The organism is Actinomycetota bacterium, from assembly GCA_040754375.1.
GTDB lineage: Bacteria > Actinomycetota > Acidimicrobiia > Acidimicrobiales > AC-14 > JBFMCT01.
Map to the genome: position 1 here is coordinate 25,147 of JBFMCT010000006.1, position 20,273 is coordinate 45,419.

Genomic DNA, 20,273 nt, shown 5'->3' on the forward strand with positions numbered 1-20,273 from the left:
CACCTAGTCGGGCACCCGCCAGGTAGTGACCATGGCCGGTCCACCGGGTGGCGACGACGCCGAGGCCGTCCTGCGGGACCTGGGCGCCAGCGCACGGTGGCCGCCCTGTGGTGGCCAGGGACGGCCTGAGGGGCCGGCCGGTCAGAGGCCGGTGAGGAAGTTCAGGGTGCCCTCGGCCACTCGTACGAGAACGGCGCAGTCCTGCCCGTCGTCGGGCGACGAGATACCCAGAAGGTAGGCCTCGGGCCGGCTGGGGTCGTCGACAAGGGCCACGTCGACGCAGTCGTCGCCCTCGACGAATCCAGGCTTGGCGTAGAGCCGGGCATCGGCCGCCAACACGCTGGCCACCGCCGGCTCGATGAAGCTCTCGGCCGCCCGCAGGGCCCGGCGCAGGGCGTCGGCGTCGGCGTCGGCGATGGCAAAGCGGTCACCGGGGGGTAGCTGGCGATGGAACACGACCCGGCGCACCGACTCGGTCATCTCCAAGAGGTTGGAGACGTTGCCGGCGGCCACCACTCCGTAGTCGCCCTCGACCGGCCGAGCCGGGAGCGAGACCTCGCGATCGCCCTCGCGCACGGTCATGGGGGGCGACGCGAGGACGCCGCCGAAGGCGTAGGAGCGCTGGACCACCGACACGGGGAACCCCCGGGCGGGACTGAGGAACGTCTCGTTCAGCCAGTCGACGCCCGCGACCTCGACCAGCCGGTCGTAGGCGTCGTTGGAGCTCTCGGTGACCGCCGCCCAGTAGAGCGTCCTGACGGCCACCGCCTGCCCGCCTCCGATGGCCACGGTCGCCGACCCCGTGAAACCGAGGGTCCCCAGGTACTCGAGGGCCCCTACCGCGGCCAGCAGTTTGACCGAGGACGCCGGCCAGAACCCCGACGCTCCGCCACCCCCGCCGGCCTCGTACTCGGCGCGCGCCTGCGGAGCACGCCCGTCGACCACCGCGGCATAGACGTTGGTCCCGGGCGGCAGCACCACTCCCGCCGAGCGCAGGGCCGCGGGCAGGCTGGAGCGGTCGATCCCGGCCAGGGCTGCCGTCCTTACGAGCGGTGACATCGGGCCGGCTGACAGCTGGGCCTCAGGACCGGGCGCGGGCGCCCCGCAGGCCGCCACCAGCAAGGCTCCAGCCATCCCGACGGCAGTGGCCGCCGACCTGGCTCGCGCTCTCACCCCTCCATGGTGACCCGGAACGCGCCCCGCGTCCGGTCATCTGGGGTGGGACCTCGGCGGCCGGGGTTTCGGCTCGTGCTCACCGGTGCCGCAGGGACCAAGCCCAGGGCGCGCGCCAAGGCGGCGGTACGCGACGCGGGGGCCGCCTCGGCGATGGCCACGAGGTCGCTGGCTCGGTCAAGGTCCACGAGAGTGGGCAGGGGGGCCACGTCCAGGCCGAGGGCCGCCATCCGCGCCTGCTGGTGGGCACCCGTGCGGGCGCTGCTCATGGGGACACCGGCGAACACCGCCGGGTGGGGACGGCGCAGGGCGATGGCCCACCACCCACCGTCGGACGCGTGGCCCAAGGCGGCCGACGACCCGTCCAGTGCGGCCAGGGCGTCGTCGAGCAGGCCGGAGGTGAGCTGGGGCGTGTCCATCCCGACCTGTACCCCGGGCCCTGCGGCCACCGCCCAGGCGTGGGCCAGGCGGCGGTCAAGGCCTCCCTGGCACTGGGCGAACACCTCGAACCCCTCGGGCAGCCAGGGGCCAGCAGGGCCGTCGAGGGCCACCAGGCGGCGGGCGGCCCCGCAGGCGGCGGCCGCGGTGAGGGTGTCGGCCAGGGCGGCCTCGGCCAGGGCGGCGGCCTCGGCCGGCGTGCACGGCGGGCACAGCCGGGTCTTCACGCGACCGGCCACCGGCGACTTGGCCACCACCAGCACGTGCATTGTCATCCTGAAAGGGCCCGGCGCATGTCCCGCACGGCCCGGGCCGTGCCCATCACCGTGCCCGTGACCTTGGACTTTCCCGTACGGGCCACATACGGCACGTCCACCTCGCTGATGGCCCAGCCTGCGGCCGCGGCCCGCAGCACCATCTCCAGCGGCCAGCCGAAGCGGCGGTCGGCGATCCCCAGGGCCACCAGGCCGTCGCGCCGGGCGGCCCGCATGGGCCCGAGGTCGCGCAAGCGGACGCCCGTCCGGCGCCCGACCTCAGCCGCCAGGTAGCGGTTGGCGACCCGGGCGTGCACGGGCCAGGCCCGCCGGCCAACGGGACAGCGGGCCCCGAGCACGAGGTCGGCCCGGCCAGCCAGGACGGGGCCGGCCACCGCCGGCAGGTCGGCCGGGCTCAACGACCCGTCGGCGTCCATGAAGCAGACGACGCCGTCAGCCGGGGCGGTGGCCACCAGCCCGGCCCAGCACGCGGCTCCGAAGCCCCGCACCGGCTCCTCCACGACCTGGGCGCCCAGAGCGAGCGCGATGGCCCCCGAGCCGTCGGTCGACCCGTTGTCGACCACGACAGCCGAGTACCCCGCCGGCAGCACCGACAGGAGCCCGGGCAGGGCTGAGGCTTCGTTCAGCACCGGTAGTACGACGACGGGCAAGCCCCTGTTGTAGCCACCTTTGAGCGGCGCGCCAACTGCACGGTGCTAACCATTCGGTGAACTGGGCCGCGTCCCAGGCCGGGCGGACCCGCGCTGGGACATCATGCCGGGGTGGACGCCCCCCCCGCCGGGCCCGGCGAGCGGCACCGCCCCACCTGGCCGGCGGCCGGGGCCGCCGCCCTGTTCGGGGTGACGGCGGTAGCCGGGACATGCCTGTCGGTGGTGTTCGCCCGGGGGGGCGACATATTCGAGGCCCGCTGGGAGGCACTGCACGTCCTGGCCGCCTGGGCGTTGGTGTGGGCCGCCGGCGTGATCGTCGTGTTCCGGATGCCCCGGCGGGCAGCCGTGGCCGCCACCTTGGCCGCGGGCATCGCCCTCCGACTGGCCGCACTGGCCGGGCCGCCCGTGCTCTCGGACGACCTCTACCGGTACTCGTGGGACGGCCGGGCCCAGGCCGCCGGGGTCAACCCGTACCTCCACCCGCCTCTGGCCCCCGAGCTGGCGGGGCTGCGCGAACCATGGCTGTGGCCCGACGAGCAGGGCTGCCGGGCGCTGAGCCGGCCCCCCGGGTGCACCCGCATGAACCGGCCGGCGGAGCGCACGATCTACCCGCCGTTGGCCCAGGCCTGGTTCGCGGCCGCCTACCGCCTCGGGGGCATTGACGCCCAGCACAAGCTCTGGCAGGTGGCTGGGCTGCTCGGCGAGGTTGCCCTGCTCGGTCTGGCTGTGGCCGCTTTGCGGGCCTGGGGTCGCAACCCGCGCTGGGTGGCCCTGTACGCCCTGTCGCCTGTCCCGGTCGTCGAGGTGGTCAACAACGGCCACGTCGACGGGGTGGCGGCCGCCCTGGTGGTGGCTGCGCTGGTGGTGGCTGCCCGGCACCGGCCCACGCTGGCCGGCGCCCTGCTGGGCGCGGCCGCCCTGGTCAAGCTCTACCCGGTCGCGCTGATCGTGGGACTGGCCGGCCTGGCCACGGGTCGCCGGCCGAAGGCGGCTGTGCTCGCCAAGGCGGGCGGCGCGGCGGTCGCGATGGTGGCCGCCGGCTACCTGCCCCACGTGCTCTCGGCCGGGCCCAGGGTGCTGGGCTACCTGCCCGGGTACCTCCGGGAGGAGGGCTACGACGCGGGCACCCGCTACCTGCTGGCCGGGCTCGTCCCGGGGCCGGCAATGCTGGCCACCGCCCTGGCCTCCCTGACGGTGGTGGCCACCGTCATATGGGCGGTGCGGGCCGGGCCCGAGGCTCCCGTGCCCGCCCGCTTCACGGTCCTGATGGGGGTGCTGCTACTGGCGGCCACCCCCGTCCAGCCCTGGTACGCGGTCGTCCTGCTGGCGATGGCCACCGTGGCCGTGGCACCCGTCTGGGCGGCCGTGGCCCTGGCCGCCTACCCCTTGTTCTTCGCGGTGATCCTGGACGCGCCGGGTGCGGCCGCCTTCGGGCGGTGGGGCTACGGGCTGGCGGCGGCCGCCGTGGGGGTGTGCCACCTGGTCACCCGGCCGCGCCCGAGACCGGGAAATGGCGATCGGGGGCCGGCGGCCACGGCTACCATCGGCCCGCGACGATGGTCCCGGGCACACACGAACTGACGGCGGAACCCCCGGTCGAGGTCCCGCCCGTAAGGTCACTGCGCACCCGGCCGGCCCGGTAGGGGGCCATGGGCAGCACGTTCGGCCACCTGTTCCGGGCCACCACCTTCGGGGAGTCCCACGGGGGCGGCATCGGTGTCGTCGTCGACGGCTGCCCTCCCCGCCTGGCCCTGGCCGTCGAGGACGTCCAGCACGACCTGGACCGGCGCCGGCCGGGCCAGAGCCGCCTGACCACCCAGCGAGGGGAGGCCGACCGGGCCGAGGTCCTCTCCGGGGTGTTCGAGGGCTTCACCACCGGTTCGCCCATTGCAGTGCTGGTCCGCAACACCGACGCCCGGCCCGGGGCCTACGAGGCCATGCGCGACGTGTACCGGCCGTCCCACGCCGACTACACCACCGAGGCCAAGTACGGCCACCGCAACTGGCAGGGCGGCGGGCGGGCCAGTGCCCGCGAGACGGTCGGGCGGGTGGCGGCCGGGGCCGTCGCCCGCAAGCTCCTGCGTACGGTGGCCGGGGTGGAGGTGCTGGCCTGGGTGGACAGCGTGCACACGATCGGCTCGTCCGTCGACCCGGGGTCGGTCACCGCCGAGCACGTCGAGGCCAACGACGTGCGCTGCCCCGACCCCGAGGCCGCGGCCCGGATGGCCGAGGCCATCGCCGCCGCCCGGCGCGACGGCGACTCGCTGGGCGGGGTGGTGGCGTGCGTGGCCCGCCGGGTGCCGCCCGGTCTGGGCGAGCCCGTCTTCGACAAGCTGGAGGCCGACCTCGCACGGGCCATGCTCTCGGTGCCGGCGGCCAAGGGGTTCGCCATCGGGAGCGGCTTCGCCGGCACCCGCCTCACCGGCCGGGAGCACAACGACGCCTTCGTGACCGGTCCCGACGGCCGGGTGCGCACGGCGACCAACCGCTCGGGAGGCGTGCAGGGCGGGATCTCCAACGGCGAGGACATCTGGTTCGAGGTCGCCTTCAAGCCCACGGCCACGATCTCGTCCCCCCAGCAGACCGTTGACCGGGCGGGCGCGCCCGTCACTTTGGCGGCTGCCGGCCGCCACGACCCGTGCGTGCTGCCCCGGGCCGTGCCCATCGTCGAGGCCATGGCCTGCCTCGTGCTGGCCGACCACTGGCTGCGCCAGCGGACGGTCGACATCCTGGCCCCCCTCGACGCCCCCGCCCCGGGCTGAGGTGCCCGTGCCTGCAGCCGTCCCGCCCCGGGCCGTCCGCCCGCTCGTGCGGCCGCCCGACGCGGTGGTGACCGTCCCGGGGTCCAAGAGCATCACCAACCGGGCGCTGGTGGTGGCCGCCCTGGCCGCCGGGCGCAGCCGGCTGACCGGCGTCCTGGTCAGCGACGACACCGAGGCCATGGCCGGCGCCCTGACCTCCATGGGGTCGCGGCTGGCCCTCGACCCGAGCACGCTCACCATCGAAGTCGAGGGGTGGGACGGGCGGGTGCCACCCGGGCCGATGCGCATCGACGTGCGCCAGGCGGGCACGGCCGCCCGCTTCCTCCCGGCCGTCTGTGCCCTGGGGACGGGTCGCTACCTCGTCGACGGCGACGCCCAGATGCGGGCCCGGCCCATGGCCGGCCTCGTCGAGGGCCTGCGGGCACTGGGCGTGGAGGTGGCCAGCTCCCCCGGGGGCGGCCTGCCCCTCGAGGTCACCGGTCAGGGCGGCAAGGGCGTGGCCGGGGGCCGGCTGGCCGTCGACGCCTCGGTGAGCAGCCAGTTCCTCTCGGGCCTCCTGCTCAGCTCGCCCTACTTCACGGCCGGGATCGCGCTGGAGGCGACCGGCCGGGTGGTGAGCCGCCCCTATCTCGAGCTGACGGCGGCCACGATGGCCGCCTTCGGCGTCGGGGTGGACATCGGGACCGGAGGCGACCGGTTCACGGTGGCCGCCGGCCAGCGCTATTCGGCCACCCAGTTGGCCGTCGAGCCCGACGCCTCGGCCGCCTCGTACTTCTTCGCGGCGGCGGCCGTCACCGGTGGACGAGCCCGGGTCGAGGGGCTCGGCACTGCCTCTCGCCAGGGGGACCTGCGGTTCGTCGACGTCCTGGCCGCGATGGGGGCAACCGTGGAACGGGGGCCGTCGTACACCGAGGTGAGGGGCGGCCCCCTGCGGGGCGTCGACGTCGACATGGCCGACCTCTCCGACACCGTCCCCACGCTGGCCGTGACCGCCGCTTTCGCATCCTCCCCCACCCGCATCCGGGGCGTCGGCTTCATCCGGGCCAAGGAGTCCGACCGCCTGGCGGCCGTGGCCGCCGAGCTGCGCCGGTGCGGGGTGAGGGCCGAGGAGCTCGACGACGGGCTCGTCGTCCACCCCGGCCCGCCCCGGGCCGCCGAAGTCCACACCTACGACGACCACCGCATGGCCATGGCGTTCGCGGTCGCCGGCCTGGCCGTGGACGGCATCTCGATCGCCGGCCCCGGCTGCGTGGCCAAGACCTTTCCCGGGTTCTTCGAGGCGCTCGACCAGCTCCGCTGACCGCCAGCCCGTTCCCGAGGTGGCCCCCAGGGACGGGTCGTGGCATCGGGTGCCCCCGGTGGCCCATGATGAGGCCCATGGCGACGCGCGTCCTCATAGTCGAGGACGACGAACATGTGCGGACCTCGCTCCGGCTGGCGCTGGAGCAGGAGGGCAACGACGTCTCGGAGGCGGTCAGCGCCGAGGAGGGGCTCCCCGCGTTCCGCGCCCGGCCCAGCGACGTCGTCCTGGTCGACATCATGCTGCCCGGCGCCAACGGCTTCGAGCTGTGCCGCGACCTGAGGCGCGAGAGCGACGTGCCCATCCTCGTGCTCACCGCCCGCTCCGACAGCCACGACGTGGTGGCCGCCCTGGAAGCCGGGGCCGACGACTACGTGGTCAAGCCGGCCGTACCGAAGGAGCTGGCCGCCAGGATCCGTGCCCTGTTGCGCCGGGCCAGCCGGGCCCCGTCGTCCAGCCCGTGCCTGACGGTGGGCGAGCTCACCATCGAGCCCGACCGCGCCGAGGTCCGCCGCCGGGGTGAGGTCGTCCCCCTGACCAAGACCGAGTTCCGCCTGCTGTGCGAGCTGGCCGACATGCCGGGACGGGTCCTGACCAGGGAGATGCTGCTCGAGCGGGTGTGGGGCTACGACTACTTCGGCGACAGCCGATTGGTCGACGTCCACGTCCGCCGCCTGCGGCGCAAGATAGAGGACGACCCGGGCCAGCCCCGGTGGGTGATCACCGTCCGGGGGCTCGGGTACAAGGTCGACCCGTGACGACCCCGGCCGGGCGGGGGCGCCGCCTCGGCCTCAGGAGGCGGCTGACGCTCATCTTTGCCATCGGCGCCCTGCTGCTGTCGACATCGGTAGCGGTGATCAGCTACGAGCTGTCGCGCAATTACCTGGTCCGCCAGCGCCAGACGTCGCTGGAGCAGCAGGCGTTCGTCAACGCCCGCCTCGTCCGCAGCCGCATCCGGGCGGGTGAAACCGACGTGGCCGCCCTGCTGGCGTCCCTCAGCCCCCGGTCGACCTCCCAGCACCTCAGCCTGCAGGACGGCCAGTGGACCGTGGGTTCCCCTTCGGCTGACCCCTCCCAGGTGCCTGCGGGGCTGCGGTCGGCCGTGGTGTCGGGCCGGGCCGGCCACCAGCTCTTCCGCCTCGAAGGCCAACCGCACATGGCCGTAGGCGTGCCGATCGCCGAGGCGGACCTCGCCTACTTCGCCGTCTACTCCCTCGACGTCCTCGACCGGACGCTCACCGTCCTTGGCAACTCGCTCATGGTGGCCGCGCTGATCACGACCCTGGTGGGGGCGGCGACCGGCCAGTGGGCCAGCCGCCGGGTGCTGCAGCCGCTGACCGACGTGGCCGAGGCCTCGGCCGCGGTGGCCGGCGGGGGCCTGGACGTGCGCCTCGACGCCGGCAACGACCCCGACCTGGCCATCGTGGCCAAGTCGTTCAACCGCATGACCGATGCCCTGGTGGCCCGGATGGAGCGCGATGCCCGGTTTGCCTCATCGGTGAGCCACGAGCTGCGGTCCCCCCTCTCGACGCTGGTGGCATCGGTCGAGGTCGTGACGGCCAAGCGCCACGAGCTGGGTGCGCCCGCCCGGGAGGCCCTCGACCTGCTGGCCGACGAGGTCAACTTGCTGGTCCGCCTGGTCGAGGACCTGCTGGAGATCTCCCGGCTGGAGGCGGGCGTGGCCGACCTGGCCCTCGAAGAGGTCAACCTTGACGAGTTCGTCCATCGGGCGGTGGGCACAAGCTCGTCGGCCGACGTCCAGATCGACGTGCAGGCGAGCGTCGGCTCGACCGTCGTCCGGGCCGACAAACGCCGCCTGGAGAGGGTCCTGGGGAACCTCATCAGCAACGCCGAGAACTACGCCGGCGGGGTGTCCCGGGTGGCCGTCGAGCGGGAGGACGGGGTGGCCCGCATCGCCGTGGAGGACTCCGGCCCCGGGGTCCCCGCCGACGAGCGTGAGCAGATCTTCGAACGCTTCGTCCGGGGCCGGGCGGCCGTCAAGCGGCGCCACGACGGCGGCGCGGGCCTCGGCCTCTCGCTCGTCTCCGAACACGTACGCGCCCACGACGGACGCGTCTGGGTCGAGCCGAGCCCCAGCGGCGGCGCCCGCTTCGTGGTCGAACTACCCGTGGTCTCTTGACGAGGGCCCGCCGGCGGGGGGCGCGGCCCCTCATCGCGGCCCTCGCGGTGGCCGCCTCCCTCGGGACTGCCTCCTGTGGGGTGCCCACCCACGACGAGCCCCGACTGGTCCGCGACGCCGACGTGCCCTACGGCCTTCTGGACCGCCCGGTTCCCACCACGACCGCCCGCTGACGCCTACCGCGGGCCGGTCCGCGGATCGTCAACAAAAAGTCATCTCCGCGCCCGCTGAAAGTCGCATTGCTGGCGGAGGCTGATCGTGGTCCGGCGAACGAGGGCCGTCCCGGAGCCATGGCCCCCAGGTAGCGGCCTCGGCGTGACCGGGGCACATGCGACGCCATTCACAGTAGTAATTGCGCCTTAGTAGAGGCGCTTTTGGCGCGCTGGCTCGCCGCTATATGGGGTGATCGAGGTCAGTAATCCCTGTTCAGTGCCCTGACCTGGGCCGTTGCGAGCCCAGCTATAGGCTAATAGGCTCTAGCATGAACGCGGTTATTGCACTATTTACTGCAGAACGCGACACTTAGGTACCCGACAAAGGGAGGAAGGCGCAGGCACTCGCGCCGACCACACCGAGGCGGGGCTCACAAACCAACAGAAAGAGAGAAGGTGGGAATGAACCTTCGTAGAAAGGTTGCAGTGACCTTCGGGGCCGCTGCGGCTGCCACCGTCATTGCCGGTGCCTCCGCGTTCGCGTGCACCAACCTGGCGACCCTCAACCTGTCCAGCTCCGCTGGCAAGGCGGGCGACACGGTGACCGTGACCGGCTCGTCGTTCCGGGTCAACGCCCAGAACCTGTCGGCGTCCTTCCCGGTCGTCATGAAGTGGAACGGTGTCGACGGCGCGACGCTCGCCCAGGTCCAGCCCGACCGTGCCGGCAACATCTCGGCCACGTTCACCGTGCCCGACGGCCAGCCCGGCTACTACGTCATCGTGGCCACCCAGCGTGACGCCAACGGGACCGACGTGTACGGCACCCCGGCTCGCGCCAGCTACCAGATCCTCGGCCCCAACGGTCAGTCGGTCGTCACCCCGGCCGCCACCACCGCAGGCGCTCTTGGCTCTGAGAGCAGCTCCTCGGGCATCATCGCCCTGACCGTCGGCCTCGGTGCCCTTGGTCTGGCCCTGTTCGGCGCGGGCTTCATCGCCTTCGTCCGCCAGGCCCGCCGGGCCCCCGCGGCTGCGGCCGTGCGCAAGTAACCAGCAGTACCTGTAGGTCCGGGTTACCGGCCGGGGCCCCTCCGTGGGCCCCGGCCGGCGGCCGGAGCAGTACCGAGGCGGTGCCAGCCTCAAGAGAACGCCGGTACGGGCCCCCGTGCCCTCGGCTCACGGCAGTCGGGTTCTCCACCTCTTTCCCAGCCTGCTGCGAGCTCGGGGCACCGGGGCCCGATCGCGTACCGCCCCGGGGCCCGGCGCCTCAGCCGGCGGGGTGGCGGACCACCACCACGGGGCAGACGCCGTGGGCCGCGCACTGCTGGGCCACCGACCCCAGCAGGAGGCCGGCGAAGCCGCCCCGCCCCCGGTGGCCGACCACGAGCAAGTCGGCTCCGTGGGAGCGGGCCAGGAGCACCTCGGCGGCTGCCCCCTCGACCACCACCCGCGCCACTCCCACCGGCGTGCCCACCCCGGCGAGGGCCTGGTCGACGGCATGGTCGAGCTCGGCCCGGGCGCCCGCTTCCAGGTCCTCGCGGGCGAACACCGGGGGGGCCACGATCCCCGGCACGAACGTGAGCGACGGGTAGCGCCAGGCCAGCACCGCCTCGACCGACGCCCCCCGCAGCTCGGCCTCTGACACGGCCCACCGCAGGGCGGCCCCGCTCGGCTCCGACCCGTCGACGCCGACCACGATCCTCGGCTCGCTCAAGGTTGCTCCCCCCTGCCGGGTGCCTGGCGGCGGCGCTCGGCCTGGCGGGCGGCGTAGGCCGCGGCCTCCGAGCGGCGGCTCATGCCCAGCTTCATCAGGATGCTGGACACGTAGTTCTTCACAGTCTTCTCGGCCAGGAACACGCGCTCGCCGATCTGGCGGTTGGTCAGGCCCTCGGCGATCAGGTCGAGGATCTTGCGCTCTTGCTCGGTGAGGGTGGCCAGGTCGTCGGTAGAGGGCTGGGGGGTGCGCAGGCGCTCGAGGGCGCGGGCCGTGATCAGTGGGTCGAGGAGCGACTCCCCGGCCGCCACCCGGCGCACGGACTCGACCAGGTCGTTGCCCCGGACCTGCTTGAGCACGTAGCCCGACGCCCCGGCCAAGATGGCGCTGAAAAGAGCCTCGTCGTCGGCGAAGGACGTGAGGATCAGGCACTTGATGTCGGGCGCCCCGGACCGCAGCTCGCGGCACACCTCGATGCCGTCGCCGTCGGGCAGGCGGACGTCGAGCACGGCCACATCGGCCCCCGAACCCGGGGCCCGGGCCAAGGCCTCGGCGGCCGTCGAGGCCTCTCCCACCACATCGATGTCGCTCTCGGCCTCGAGCAGTTCCCGGAGGCCGCGCCGGACTATCTCGTGGTCGTCCAAGAGGAACACGCGGGCTCGGGTCACCCCCCCATTGTTGTCGCTAGCCTCGTCAGCGTGGCGACCGAGACCAGCTATGCCGGCCCCCGCAGCCTGCGACGGCTGCTGGAGGCGGTCGTCACCATCGGGTCCGACCTCGACCTCGAGGCCGTGCTGCGCCACATCGTGGGCTCGGCCGTCGCCCTCGTCAACGCCCAGTACGGCGCCCTGGGCGTGCTCGACCCCACGGGAACGAGGCTGGCCCAGTTCATCACCGTCGGCATGGACGACGAGACCTATCGCAAGATCGGTGACCTGCCCGAGGGCCACGGGATCCTGGGCCTGCTCATCGCCGACCCCAAGCCCATCAGGCTGCCTGACCTGAGCGAGCACCCCGACAGCTACGGCTTCCCACCGCACCACCCCCCCATGAAGTCGTTCCTCGGCGTCCCGATCCGCTCCCGGGGCCAGGTCTTCGGCAACCTCTACCTGACCGACAAGACGACGGCCGAGGTGTTCAGCGACATCGACGAGGAGCTGGTCGTGGCCCTGGCTGCGGCCGCCGGGGTGGCCGTGGAGAACGCCCGGCTGCACATGCGGGTGCGCGAGCTGGCCCTGCTCGAGGACCGTGAGCGGATCGCGCGGGACCTGCACGACACCGTGATCCAGCGCCTGTTCGCCACCGGGCTGCGGTTGCAGGGCGCCGCCCGGCTCACCGAGCGCCCCGAGGTGGCCGAGCGCATCAACCAGGCGGTGGAGGACCTCGACCTGACGGTCAAGGAGGTCCGCACCGCCATCTTCGGCCTCGAGGCCTCCCGGAGGAACAACGGCGGCCTGCGCCAGCGGGTACTGCAAGAGACGGCTCAGGCGGCCGAGGCCCTCGGCTTCGACCCCCAGGTCCTGTTCGACGGCCCGGTCGACGCCGTGGCCGAGGAGAAGGCCACCGAGTTGCTGGCCGTCCTCGGAGAGGCGCTGACCAACGTCGTCCGCCACGCCCAGGCCCAGCGGGCCCAGGTCGAGGTGACGGCCGGCACCGAGCTCGTGCTGCGGGTCGAGGACGACGGCCGGGGCGTGCCCGACGACCTCGTGTCGACCGGCCGCGGGCTCCCCAACATGGTGGCCCGGGCCGAGCGCCTCGGAGGCACGGCCGCCGTCCGTGGGCGCAAGCCGGCGGGCACGACCGTGGAGTGGCGGGTCCCCAACACCCTGGTTTGAGCCCGGGCGGCTCGGCCGGGACCGGGTCAGGGGCCGGGTCAGGGGCCGGGTCAGGGGCCGGGGCGGCCGCTCACCAGTAGGACGGGCACCTTGCAGTTGCGGGCCAGCTCGCTGGCCGCGCTGCCCAAGATGGCCTTGCTGATCCCTGTCCCCCGGGTGCCGATGGCGACCACGTCGAAGCCCGATCCGACGGCGAACTGGGCCAGCGCAGTCGCGGGGTGGTCCCGAAGGAGCAGCGGCTCGGCCCCGGCCTGGCCGGCCACCGCCTGGGCGAGGGCCTGCTCGGCCCGGCGCTCGACGTCGGGCAGGTCGCCGAAGGGGACCACCGTGGCCACCGTGAAGCGTCCCGTCCGGTCGGCGAAGAGGTGGGCGGCGGTGGCGAGGGCGGCCGCCGACTCGGGCGAGCCGTCGTAGCCCACCAGGACGTCGACCGGGCCCACCCGGGTACCCGGTGCCTCCTGCTCCGCCCCGTAGGACGACTCGCCCCGGCGGGTGGCGTCCACCGCCAGTACGAGGCTCAGGGGGCCCAGGACCGTACCGAGGACCAGCCACCCGAACCCGCTGTGGCCCCGCCGGCCCATGACCACGGCCAACGCCAGCCCGATGACCAGCCACGCGGCCGCCATGATCACGACGACCGCAACCCCCTCAGACATCGCGCTCACCTCTCGGCCGGGCCACGGACCTCATCCTCGCCATCCTCCGCCCCCGAGGGCTCGCCGCCAAGGGCCGGAGGTCACGAAGCTACAGGCCCCGACAGCGGCGCGGTCGGGGCCTGCGGCAGGGGCGGGTAGGGTTTGGGGAGCCCGTGGTTCGGCAAGGTCCGTGGAGGTCCGTCGACCGCCGGGCCGCACCCACGAAGCTTGTGCCGAGGAGGTGCCGTGTTCTCTCCAGGTGCGTTCATCGCTGTGCTGGCCCAGGCCACCACGACCACCACCGTCGCCCCCTGCGGGCCGCCGGAGGAAGCGGGGGCGGTCTGCAGCAGCATCTACTCGATAACCGGCAACGAGGCCCTCGCCCAGGCCAGCAACGCAGTCATCGTCATGCCCGCCCGCATCGGGCTGATAGTGGTGATGGCCTTCATCGGCACCCGGCTGGTCAGGCGAGCGGTGCGGCGGTCGGTGCGGGGCGTCCGCAACGCCCAGGCTGACATCATCGGAGGCGAGCGTTCGCCGGGCACCCTGCTGCGCACGTCACCGGGCAGCTCGCCCCGGGCCGCCCAACGGGCCGAGACGATCGGGTCGCTGATGATCAGCGTCACGACCGTAGCGATCTGGACGATCGCCACGTTCATGGTCTTCGGCGAGCTGGGCCTGGCCATCGGCCCCCTGCTGACCGGTGCCGGCATCGTGGGCATCGCCTTGGGCTTCGGTGCCCAGAACCTCGTGCGGGACTTCCTGTCGGGCGTGTTCATGCTGATCGAGGACCAGTACGGCGTGGGCGACGTGATCAACGCCGGGCCGGCCACCGGGGTGGTGGAGGGTGTGAGCCTGCGCACGACGCGGCTCCGAGACGTCGAAGGAAACGTGTGGCACATCCCCAACGGCAGCATCGAGCGCATCGCCAACATGTCCCAGCAATGGTCCCGCTCGCTCCTCGACATCGGGGTCGCCTACGGGACCGACATCGACCGGGCCACGGCGGTGATCAAGCAGGTGGCCGTCGAGACCTGGCGCGACCCCAAGTGGGTGGGCGAGATCCTCGAGGAGCCCGAGGTCTGGGGAGTGGAGCGCTTCGAGGCCGACGGGATCGCCATCCGTCTCGTCACCAAGACCAGGCCCCTGTCGCAGTGGAAGATCGGGCGCGAGCTGCGGGCCCGGATCAAGCAGGCCTTCGACCGAGAGGGCATCGAGATCCCCGTCCCCCAGCGGGTGGTCTGGCACCGCGACGGCAACGGCCACGAACCAAACGGACCGGGCAACGGGCAGGGGCCCGGGCCCGGGCCCGGGCCCGGCAAAGGCTCTGCCCAGGATCCCGGCAGCACGCCGGGCTCCGAGCGGCCCCAGGACGCCGGCAAGGACGCGCCCGCGGCCTCGCGCCCCGAAACCGGTACGCCGCCGTAACCGAACCGCAGTACGGGGCGGCGATACTGCCTGGGTGGAGGGTCGCATCCTGCTGGGAGGGAGCGAGGGAGAGCTACGGCTCACGTCGGCCGCCGACACGATCACCATCGAGGCCCACGGCACCCTCGACGCGGCGACCGTGGCAGCCATGGCCGGTGCGGCCGCCGGCGCCCTCGAGAACGGCTGGGACCGGGTGCACATCGACCTCGGCCACATCACCGGTCACACCGACGACGGCTTGGATGCACTAGCCGACCTCCAGGGCCGCTACCCTCCCGGCGCGGGCCGCCGGATCGCCTACCGGGCCAGCTCCGACACGGGCCAGGAGGCGCTGCTCGCCGCTTACTCCCGCGCTGGTTGAGCCATCATGGGGCCCGTGGGGGCGCACATCCTTCTCGTCGAAGACGACCCGCGGATCCGGACCTCGTTGAGCCTCGTTCTCGAGGACGAGGGCAATGAGGTCGACCAGGTGGCCAGCGCCGAGGAGGCTCTCGAGGTCTTCGACCGCAAGCCGGCCGACGTGGTGATCGTCGACCTGATGCTCCCGGGCATGGACGGCTTCGACCTCTGCCGGCGCCTGCGGGCCCACCACGACGTACCGATCCTGATCCTCACCGCCCGCTCGGACAGCCACGACGTGGTGGCCGGCTTGGAGGCGGGGGCCGACGACTACGTGGTCAAGCCGGCCGTCCCCAAGGAGCTCTCGGCTCGGGTCAGGGCCGTCCTACGGCGGACCAGCCGTACTGGAGGAACAGGGCTCGACGTCCAGCGCCTGATATTCGGCGACCTCGAGGTGATGCCCGACGCCGGTGTCGTACGCGTCGACGGTGAGCCCGTTCCCCTGACCAAGACCGAGTTCCGGCTCCTGTGCGAGCTGGCCGAGGCGGCCGGGCGCATCTCGACCCGCGAGAGCCTCCTGGAGCGGGTCTGGGGGTACGACTACTTCGGCGACAGCCGGCTGGTCGACGTCCACATCCGCCGTCTGCGCACCAAGATCGAGAAGGACCCGGCCAACCCCCGGCACATCGTCACCGTCCGCGGGCTGGGTTACAAGCTGGAGCAGTGAGCCAGGAGAGGTCAGGACTGGCCGGCAAGAGCGGTCCTGCCCGCCGGGGCCGCCCCGGGCTGCGGACCCGGGTCACCGTGGCGTTCGCCCTCGGTGCCCTCCTGCTGTCGGCCGGGCTGGCAGTGCTCACCTACCAACTGGCCAGGTCCTACCTGCTGCGCCAGCGCGAGACGTCTGTGATGCGCCAGACCTACGCCAACGCCCGCCTGGTCAACAGCGTCCTGCGCTCGCCCGACCCCGACATCCCCCGGCTCCTGGTGTCGCTCCAGCGACCGTCGGGCTCGTTCCCCGTCGTCTCGCACCGCCAGGAGTGGTTCGGCTCGTCGGTAGCCGTGGGGCGTGACAGCCTGCCCGCCGCCCTACGGGAGACGGTCTCGTCGGGGGAGGCCGCCCGCCAGCGCTTCGTGCTCGGCGGCACGACCCAGCTCGTTGTGGGCGTGCCCCTCCCGGCCGTTGAGGCGGCCTACTACGAGGTCTTCCCGTTCGCCGAGCTGGAGCGCACGCTGCGGGTGCTGGGCAACTCCCTGGCGGCTGCGGCTGCGGCCACCACGGTGGCCGGGGCGACCATGGGCCGGTGGGCCAGCCGCCGTGCCCTCTCCCCCATGGCCGACGTCTCGGCGGCCGCCGCGGCCGTGGCCGGGGGCCGCTTCGACGTGCGCCTCGACGAGAGCGGCGACCCCGACCTGTCGTCGATGGCCGTTTCCTTCAACCGTATGACCGACGCCCTCCAGGCCAGGATCGAACGCGATGCCCGCTTCGCGTCAGACGTGAGCCACGAGCTGCGGTCCCCACTGACCACGCTGGCGGCTGCCCTCCAGGTGGTGAGCTCCCGGCGCGAGGAGATGCCCGAGCGGGCCCGGCGGGGCCTCGACCTGCTCAACGCCGAGGTCGGCCGGTTCGAGCGGCTGGTCGAGGACCTGCTGGAGATGGCCCGCATCGACTCGGGCGTGGGAGAGCTGGCCACCGACGAGGTCGTCTTGGGCGAGTTCGTACTGAGGGCCGTCCGCCAGGGCCGCAACGGGCTCGTGCCCGTGGAGATCGACGCCGAGGCGGCCGGCACCGTGGTCAAGGCCGACAAGCGGCGCCTGGAGCGGGTGGTGGCCAACCTGGTGGAGAACGCCGTCCGGCACGGCGGGGGCGTGACCCGGGTCAGCATCGAACGCGACGGCCCGTGGGCCAGGTTCGCCGTGGAGGACGCCGGTCCCGGCGTGCCCCCCGAGGACCGGGAGAGGGTCTTCGAACGTTTCGCCCGGGGCGACGCCGCCGGCAACCGGGGCGACGGCGACGGGACGGGGCTGGGCCTGGCCCTGGTCCGCGAGCACGTCCGCCTCCACGGCGGGCGGTCCCGGGCCGAGGACCGCCCCGGTGGCGGGGCGCGGTTCGTCATAGAACTGCCGGTCGTTAAATGAGACACCACGGCACGCGCCGCCCGGCTCTCACCGCCGCGGTCGTCCTGGCCGTGGTGGCCCTCGCCCTGTCCGGCTGCGGCGTACCTTCGGACAGCTCACCTCGCACGATCAGCGCCGACCGAGTGCCGTTCGGGCTGCTCGAGCCCGACGACGGGCGGGCCCCGACCACCGCCGGCCCCGGGGCCACCGCCACCACGGTCTACCTGGTGGGCGACGAGCGCCTGGTGGCCGCCGAGCGGGATGTCGCGGGCCCGCCGGGGGTGGCCACGTCGATAAGAGCCCTGCTCAGCGGCCCCACCGAGGCCGAGGCCAGGCGGGGCCTGCGCACCGCCGTACCCCCCACGGCCGCAGTGGCGCTGGCGGCCACGGTGGGCGACACGGTCACCCTCGACCTGTCCCGGTGGTTCACCGAGGCAGCCGGCGGCCCCGAGGAGGTCCTGGCCATCGCCCAGATCGTCTACACGGTCACCGGCGTCGAGGGGGTGGGCGCCGCCCGCTTCACGCTCGCGGGCCGGGCCGTCGAGGTGCCCGGGGGCGACGGCACACTCCGGAGCGGCGCCCTGCGCCGCACCGACTTCCCCTTGGTGGGCCCGGCCTGAACGGGGGGCGTTCACGGACTGTTACTGAACCGCAAGGTGGCAGAAGTCGGATCTTCAGGTCGAGCGGTCATCATCGTGGGCGTGATCCCGACCAGTGCCGCCCGGGGGCCGCAGGCCACCATGTCGGCCGTCATCGAGTCCAACGGGGCCGACCTGGCCGTGTGCCGGCTCGCGGGCGCCCTCGACGCCGAGGGGGCCGAGCAGCTCCGGGAGGCGATGGCTGAGTGTGCCGCTTTCCGAGACGTCTACCTCGACCTGTCCCACGTGAGGTTCATGGACTCGACGGCGCTGTCGGTGATCATCGTGGGGGTCCGCCGGGCCCGGGAGAACGGTGGTGAGGTCTCGGTGTGCGGCGTGCGGGGCAACATCGCCCGCCTGCTCACGACCGTGGGCTTCGACCGCGTCGCCCCCATCCACGAGACCGTGCCCGCGGTCGCGGCCGGCACCCTGGTGGCCGCCAGTTGACCCAGCACGCACGGTGCTGGGCCGATAGGAGCGGGGCCAGACCGATCGAACAGGGAGCGTGCCCATGGCGATGATCAAGTTCGACGACCTGCCGGCGGGCGACGGGACGACCCTGCAGGTGACGGGGGACATCGACTCGTCGAACGCGGCCGAGCTGCGGGAGAACCTGCGCCGTGCCGCCGTCCACGGGGCCGTCGTCATCGACCTGCGCACCGTGCCGTTCATGGACTCCGCCGGCCTCGGGGCCTTGATCTGCGGGGTGCGCGAGATCCGCACGGCGGGTGGGCGAGCCGCCCTGTGCGTCCGCCGGGGCAGCGTGCAGCGCCTTCTCTCGGTAACCGGCTTCGACCGGGTGGTCCCCATCGGGGCCACAGTGGAGGAGGCCCACGCGGCGATCACCGTCGGCGAGGTCCCCGAAGCCGTGGCCTGAGACCCGGTCGGTCCCCAGGGCCGGCCCGGGCCACACCGAGCCGGCGCGAGCAGCCGCGCCGGGCGGGCCGTTACTCGATGCCGTGCTCCAGGGCGTAGCGGACAAGTTCCTGCCGGCGGCTGAGGTGGAGCTTGCGCAAGATGTTGCGGACGTGGTTCTCGACGGTGCGTTCCGAGATGAACAGGTCCTCGCCGATAGAGCGGTAGGTGTGGCCCCGGGCCACGAGCTGGAGCACCTCCCGCTCACGCTCAGAGAGGGGTTGGGCCCCCGAGGCAGCCTTGGCCAGGCGCCGGAACTCACCCAGCACGAGGGCGGCCAGCGCCGGTGAGAAAACGGGCTCGCCGCCTGCAGCCCGCTTCAAGGCGGCCCGCAGGTCGGCGGCTGTGGTCGACTTGAGGAGGTAACCGACGGCTCCCGCGGCCACGGCGTCGAGCAGGTCGCTCTCCTGCTCGCTGACGGTGAGAACGACGATGCGGGTCTCGTGGCCGCATGCGCGGGCCACCTTGAGGCCCCCTCCCCCGGGCATCTGCAGGTCGCACACCACCAGGTCGGGCCGTTGCTCATGGATGGCCACGATGGCCTCGTCGGCGCTGGACGCCTCGGCCACCACCGTGAACCCGTCGGCCAGGTCGGCCCGCACCCCGTCCCGCCAGATGGGGTGGTCGTCGGCCAGGACGACCCTCACGGCGCCCACAAGCACACCTCGGTCCCGTCCCCCGGACGGCTGCGCACGTCGGCCCGCCCGCCCACGTCGGCCAGGCGGCCCCGGACGGAACGGGCCAGGCCCATACGCTCGGGGGCCTGCGCGGGGTCGAAGCCGGAGCCGTCGTCCTTCACCGAGCAGAACACCCCGCCTCCCTCGGCCGGTTCGACGTAGACGGTCACCTTCTTGGCCGCCCCGTGCTTGCCGGCGTTGGTGAGAGCCTCGGTCACGGCCCCGGTCAGGGCCTCGCACGGGGCGCGGCCCAGGACCGGGAGGTCCCCGGCCACGACCACATCCGCCCTGGCCCCGAAGGTGTCCTCGAAGCGGGCGGCCGCCAGGCGCAGGGCCCCGGCCAGGTCGGGACGTCCCCCGTTGGGCAGCGCCGCGCCGGCCAGGAAACCCCTCAGGTCGCGCTCGGTCTGGCGAGCCAGGCGGGCCAGGCCCGGGTCGGTGGCCCGCCGTTCGACCAGGGCCAGCGTCTGCAGGACACCGTCGTGGAGCGTACGGGCCACCTCCTCACGGGCGCGGGCGGCCGAGATCTCGCGCTCGGCCCGCCGCAGCAGGCCCATCAGGTAACCGGCGGCTGCACCCCCCAGGGCGTAGAAGACCACCGTGCTGGCCAGCGAGAGGACCTGGCCGGTGGTCTCGACCGAGGCCCCGTTGGCCACCACCGACCCGAAGCGAGCCAGGCCCACGACCACGCCCGCGGCCGCCGCCACCACGGGGCCCAGGGCCACACCGGCGGCCAGGATCCCGGCCAGGGGCCACATCGAGCCCAGGGACTGGGCGGTGGCGAAGGCGTGGCCCTCGGCGAACACCAGCCCGTCGCACAGCACGAGGGCGGCGCCCACGGCCAGTTCGGCCAGCACGGGGGCGGGCCGCAGCAGGGCGGTGTGGTCCCGGCGCAGCAGGACCGAGTCGTACACGGTCACGCCCAGGGCGAGCGCCACCAGGACGACGGCCAACTTGGGCCGGACCAGTTCGCGGTCGGCCACCGCCAGCACGCCCGCCACCCACAGCCAGGCGCCCCACCGGAACAACGCCAGGCCCTGGAGGACCGACCGTTCCACAGGTACAGAGGATAGGGCCACGGCGCCCTCAT

23 protein-coding genes are annotated in these 20,273 nt (G+C 73.5%); 15 read left to right on the forward strand and 8 right to left on the reverse strand.

The annotated features are described in order from the left end of the window. Positions 1 to 141 precede the first annotated feature (141 nt). From AB1673_04220 to AB1673_04230, 3 genes are read right to left on the reverse strand one after another with little or no spacing between them, the layout of a single operon-like run. Positions 142 to 1,134 carry a hypothetical protein gene (locus AB1673_04220; GenBank protein MEW6153185.1) on the reverse strand — a complete coding sequence of 331 codons (993 nt, stop codon included), beginning with the start codon at positions 1,132 to 1,134 and terminating at the stop codon, positions 142 to 144. 35 nt (positions 1,135 to 1,169) lie between these two features. Then, positions 1,170 to 1,886, reverse strand: coding sequence for a DUF2064 domain-containing protein (locus AB1673_04225; protein ID MEW6153186.1), 717 nt, complete (start codon positions 1,884 to 1,886; stop codon positions 1,170 to 1,172). Further along, positions 1,883 to 2,536 (reverse strand): glycosyltransferase family 2 protein, encoded by a 654-nt coding sequence (locus AB1673_04230; protein MEW6153187.1) that lies wholly within the window; start codon positions 2,534 to 2,536, stop codon positions 1,883 to 1,885. The genes AB1673_04225 and AB1673_04230 overlap by 4 nt, the downstream gene beginning before the upstream one ends. 111 nt (positions 2,537 to 2,647) lie before the next feature. On the opposite strand from AB1673_04230, the gene AB1673_04235 reads away from it, so the two are divergent. From AB1673_04235 to AB1673_04265, 7 genes are all read left to right on the forward strand, one after another. Then, entirely contained in the window at positions 2,648 to 4,117 is a 1,470-nt protein-coding gene (locus AB1673_04235; GenBank protein ID MEW6153188.1) for a glycosyltransferase 87 family protein, read from the forward strand. Positions 4,118 to 4,185: 68 nt separating this feature from the next. Continuing rightward, positions 4,186 to 5,298: a chorismate synthase gene (aroC, locus tag AB1673_04240; protein ID MEW6153189.1), complete on the forward strand. Its 1,113-nt coding sequence runs from the start codon at positions 4,186 to 4,188 to the stop codon at positions 5,296 to 5,298. 7 nt (positions 5,299 to 5,305) lie between these two features. Continuing rightward, the gene (gene aroA / locus AB1673_04245) at positions 5,306 to 6,598 is read left to right on the forward strand and encodes a 3-phosphoshikimate 1-carboxyvinyltransferase (protein ID MEW6153190.1); all 1,293 of its coding nucleotides are present in this window, start codon (positions 5,306 to 5,308) and stop codon (positions 6,596 to 6,598) included. Positions 6,599 to 6,675: 77 nt separating this feature from the next. Beyond that, positions 6,676 to 7,356, forward strand: a complete 681-nt coding sequence (locus AB1673_04250; protein ID MEW6153191.1) for a response regulator transcription factor — start codon at positions 6,676 to 6,678, stop codon at positions 7,354 to 7,356. Further along, positions 7,353 to 8,738, forward strand: coding sequence for a HAMP domain-containing sensor histidine kinase (locus tag AB1673_04255; protein MEW6153192.1), 1,386 nt, complete (start codon positions 7,353 to 7,355; stop codon positions 8,736 to 8,738). Before AB1673_04250 ends, AB1673_04255 begins: the two co-directional genes overlap by 4 nt. Then, positions 8,735 to 8,911, forward strand: a complete 177-nt coding sequence (locus AB1673_04260; GenBank protein ID MEW6153193.1) for a hypothetical protein — start codon at positions 8,735 to 8,737, stop codon at positions 8,909 to 8,911. Before AB1673_04255 ends, AB1673_04260 begins: the two co-directional genes overlap by 4 nt. 441 nt (positions 8,912 to 9,352) lie before the next feature. Further along, complete coding sequence (locus AB1673_04265) at positions 9,353 to 9,937, forward strand: hypothetical protein (protein MEW6153194.1); 585 nt, start codon at positions 9,353 to 9,355, stop codon at positions 9,935 to 9,937. A 217-nt stretch (positions 9,938 to 10,154) separates the two neighbouring features. Here AB1673_04265 and AB1673_04270 read toward each other — a convergent pair whose 3' ends face one another. Both AB1673_04270 and AB1673_04275 read right to left on the reverse strand, forming a co-directional pair. Further along, entirely contained in the window at positions 10,155 to 10,601 is a 447-nt protein-coding gene (locus tag AB1673_04270) for a universal stress protein (GenBank protein ID MEW6153195.1), read from the reverse strand. Beyond that, entirely contained in the window at positions 10,598 to 11,269 is a 672-nt protein-coding gene (locus tag AB1673_04275; GenBank protein MEW6153196.1) for a response regulator transcription factor, read from the reverse strand. The genes AB1673_04270 and AB1673_04275 overlap by 4 nt, the downstream gene beginning before the upstream one ends. A 30-nt stretch (positions 11,270 to 11,299) precedes the next feature. On the opposite strand from AB1673_04275, the gene AB1673_04280 reads away from it, so the two are divergent. After that, complete coding sequence (locus AB1673_04280) at positions 11,300 to 12,436, forward strand: GAF domain-containing sensor histidine kinase (GenBank protein MEW6153197.1); 1,137 nt, start codon at positions 11,300 to 11,302, stop codon at positions 12,434 to 12,436. A 50-nt stretch (positions 12,437 to 12,486) separates the two neighbouring features. On the opposite strand, the gene AB1673_04285 is transcribed toward AB1673_04280, so the two are convergent. Then, positions 12,487 to 13,092 (reverse strand): universal stress protein, encoded by a 606-nt coding sequence (locus AB1673_04285; protein MEW6153198.1) that lies wholly within the window; start codon positions 13,090 to 13,092, stop codon positions 12,487 to 12,489. Between the two features lie 225 nt (positions 13,093 to 13,317). Here AB1673_04285 and AB1673_04290 point away from each other — a divergent pair, with 225 nt between their 5' ends. The 7 genes from AB1673_04290 (at position 13,318) to AB1673_04320 (ending at position 18,468) form a co-directional block, all read left to right on the forward strand. After that, positions 13,318 to 14,499, forward strand: a complete 1,182-nt coding sequence (locus AB1673_04290; GenBank protein MEW6153199.1) for a mechanosensitive ion channel family protein — start codon at positions 13,318 to 13,320, stop codon at positions 14,497 to 14,499. Between the two features lie 34 nt (positions 14,500 to 14,533). Beyond that, on the forward strand, positions 14,534 to 14,860 hold the full coding sequence (locus AB1673_04295) for a hypothetical protein (GenBank protein ID MEW6153200.1): 327 nt from the start codon (positions 14,534 to 14,536) through the stop codon (positions 14,858 to 14,860). Positions 14,861 to 14,866: 6 nt separating this feature from the next. Beyond that, a complete protein-coding gene (locus AB1673_04300; protein ID MEW6153201.1) occupies positions 14,867 to 15,565 on the forward strand; it encodes a response regulator transcription factor in 699 nt (232 codons plus the stop codon). Next, complete coding sequence (locus tag AB1673_04305) at positions 15,562 to 16,974, forward strand: HAMP domain-containing sensor histidine kinase (protein MEW6153202.1); 1,413 nt, start codon at positions 15,562 to 15,564, stop codon at positions 16,972 to 16,974. The genes AB1673_04300 and AB1673_04305 overlap by 4 nt, the downstream gene beginning before the upstream one ends. Further along, the gene (locus AB1673_04310) at positions 16,971 to 17,573 is read left to right on the forward strand and encodes a GerMN domain-containing protein (protein ID MEW6153203.1); all 603 of its coding nucleotides are present in this window, start codon (positions 16,971 to 16,973) and stop codon (positions 17,571 to 17,573) included. Before AB1673_04305 ends, AB1673_04310 begins: the two co-directional genes overlap by 4 nt. A gap of 36 nt (positions 17,574 to 17,609) precedes the next feature. Further along, a complete protein-coding gene (locus tag AB1673_04315; protein ID MEW6153204.1) occupies positions 17,610 to 18,038 on the forward strand; it encodes an STAS domain-containing protein in 429 nt (142 codons plus the stop codon). Positions 18,039 to 18,102: 64 nt separating this feature from the next. Next, positions 18,103 to 18,468: an STAS domain-containing protein gene (locus AB1673_04320; GenBank protein ID MEW6153205.1), complete on the forward strand. Its 366-nt coding sequence runs from the start codon at positions 18,103 to 18,105 to the stop codon at positions 18,466 to 18,468. Positions 18,469 to 18,538: 70 nt separating this feature from the next. Here AB1673_04320 and AB1673_04325 read toward each other — a convergent pair whose 3' ends face one another. After that, positions 18,539 to 19,162 (reverse strand): response regulator transcription factor, encoded by a 624-nt coding sequence (locus AB1673_04325; protein ID MEW6153206.1) that lies wholly within the window; start codon positions 19,160 to 19,162, stop codon positions 18,539 to 18,541. Then, positions 19,150 to 20,241 (reverse strand): ATP-binding protein, encoded by a 1,092-nt coding sequence (locus AB1673_04330; protein ID MEW6153207.1) that lies wholly within the window; start codon positions 20,239 to 20,241, stop codon positions 19,150 to 19,152. The genes AB1673_04325 and AB1673_04330 overlap by 13 nt, the downstream gene beginning before the upstream one ends. Between the last annotated feature and the right edge of the window lie 32 nt (positions 20,242 to 20,273).

What these genes read in the sequence shown, in the direction of transcription:
- AB1673_04220 (MEW6153185.1), bottom strand. Translation starts at nt 1,134, where the DNA reads ATGGCTGGAGCCTTGCTGGTGGCGGCCTGCGGGGCGCCCGCGCCCGGT.
- AB1673_04225 (MEW6153186.1), bottom strand. Translation starts at nt 1,886, where the DNA reads ATGACAATGCACGTGCTGGTGGTGGCCAAGTCGCCGGTGGCCGGTCGC.
- aroC (MEW6153189.1), top strand. Translation starts at nt 4,186, where the DNA reads ATGGGCAGCACGTTCGGCCACCTGTTCCGGGCCACCACCTTCGGGGAG.
- AB1673_04250 (MEW6153191.1), top strand. Translation starts at nt 6,676, where the DNA reads ATGGCGACGCGCGTCCTCATAGTCGAGGACGACGAACATGTGCGGACC.
- AB1673_04265 (MEW6153194.1), top strand. Translation starts at nt 9,353, where the DNA reads ATGAACCTTCGTAGAAAGGTTGCAGTGACCTTCGGGGCCGCTGCGGCT.
- AB1673_04285 (MEW6153198.1), bottom strand. Translation starts at nt 13,092, where the DNA reads ATGTCTGAGGGGGTTGCGGTCGTCGTGATCATGGCGGCCGCGTGGCTG.
- AB1673_04300 (MEW6153201.1), top strand. Translation starts at nt 14,867, where the DNA reads ATGGGGCCCGTGGGGGCGCACATCCTTCTCGTCGAAGACGACCCGCGG.
- AB1673_04310 (MEW6153203.1), top strand. Translation starts at nt 16,971, where the DNA reads ATGAGACACCACGGCACGCGCCGCCCGGCTCTCACCGCCGCGGTCGTC.
- AB1673_04320 (MEW6153205.1), top strand. Translation starts at nt 18,103, where the DNA reads ATGGCGATGATCAAGTTCGACGACCTGCCGGCGGGCGACGGGACGACC.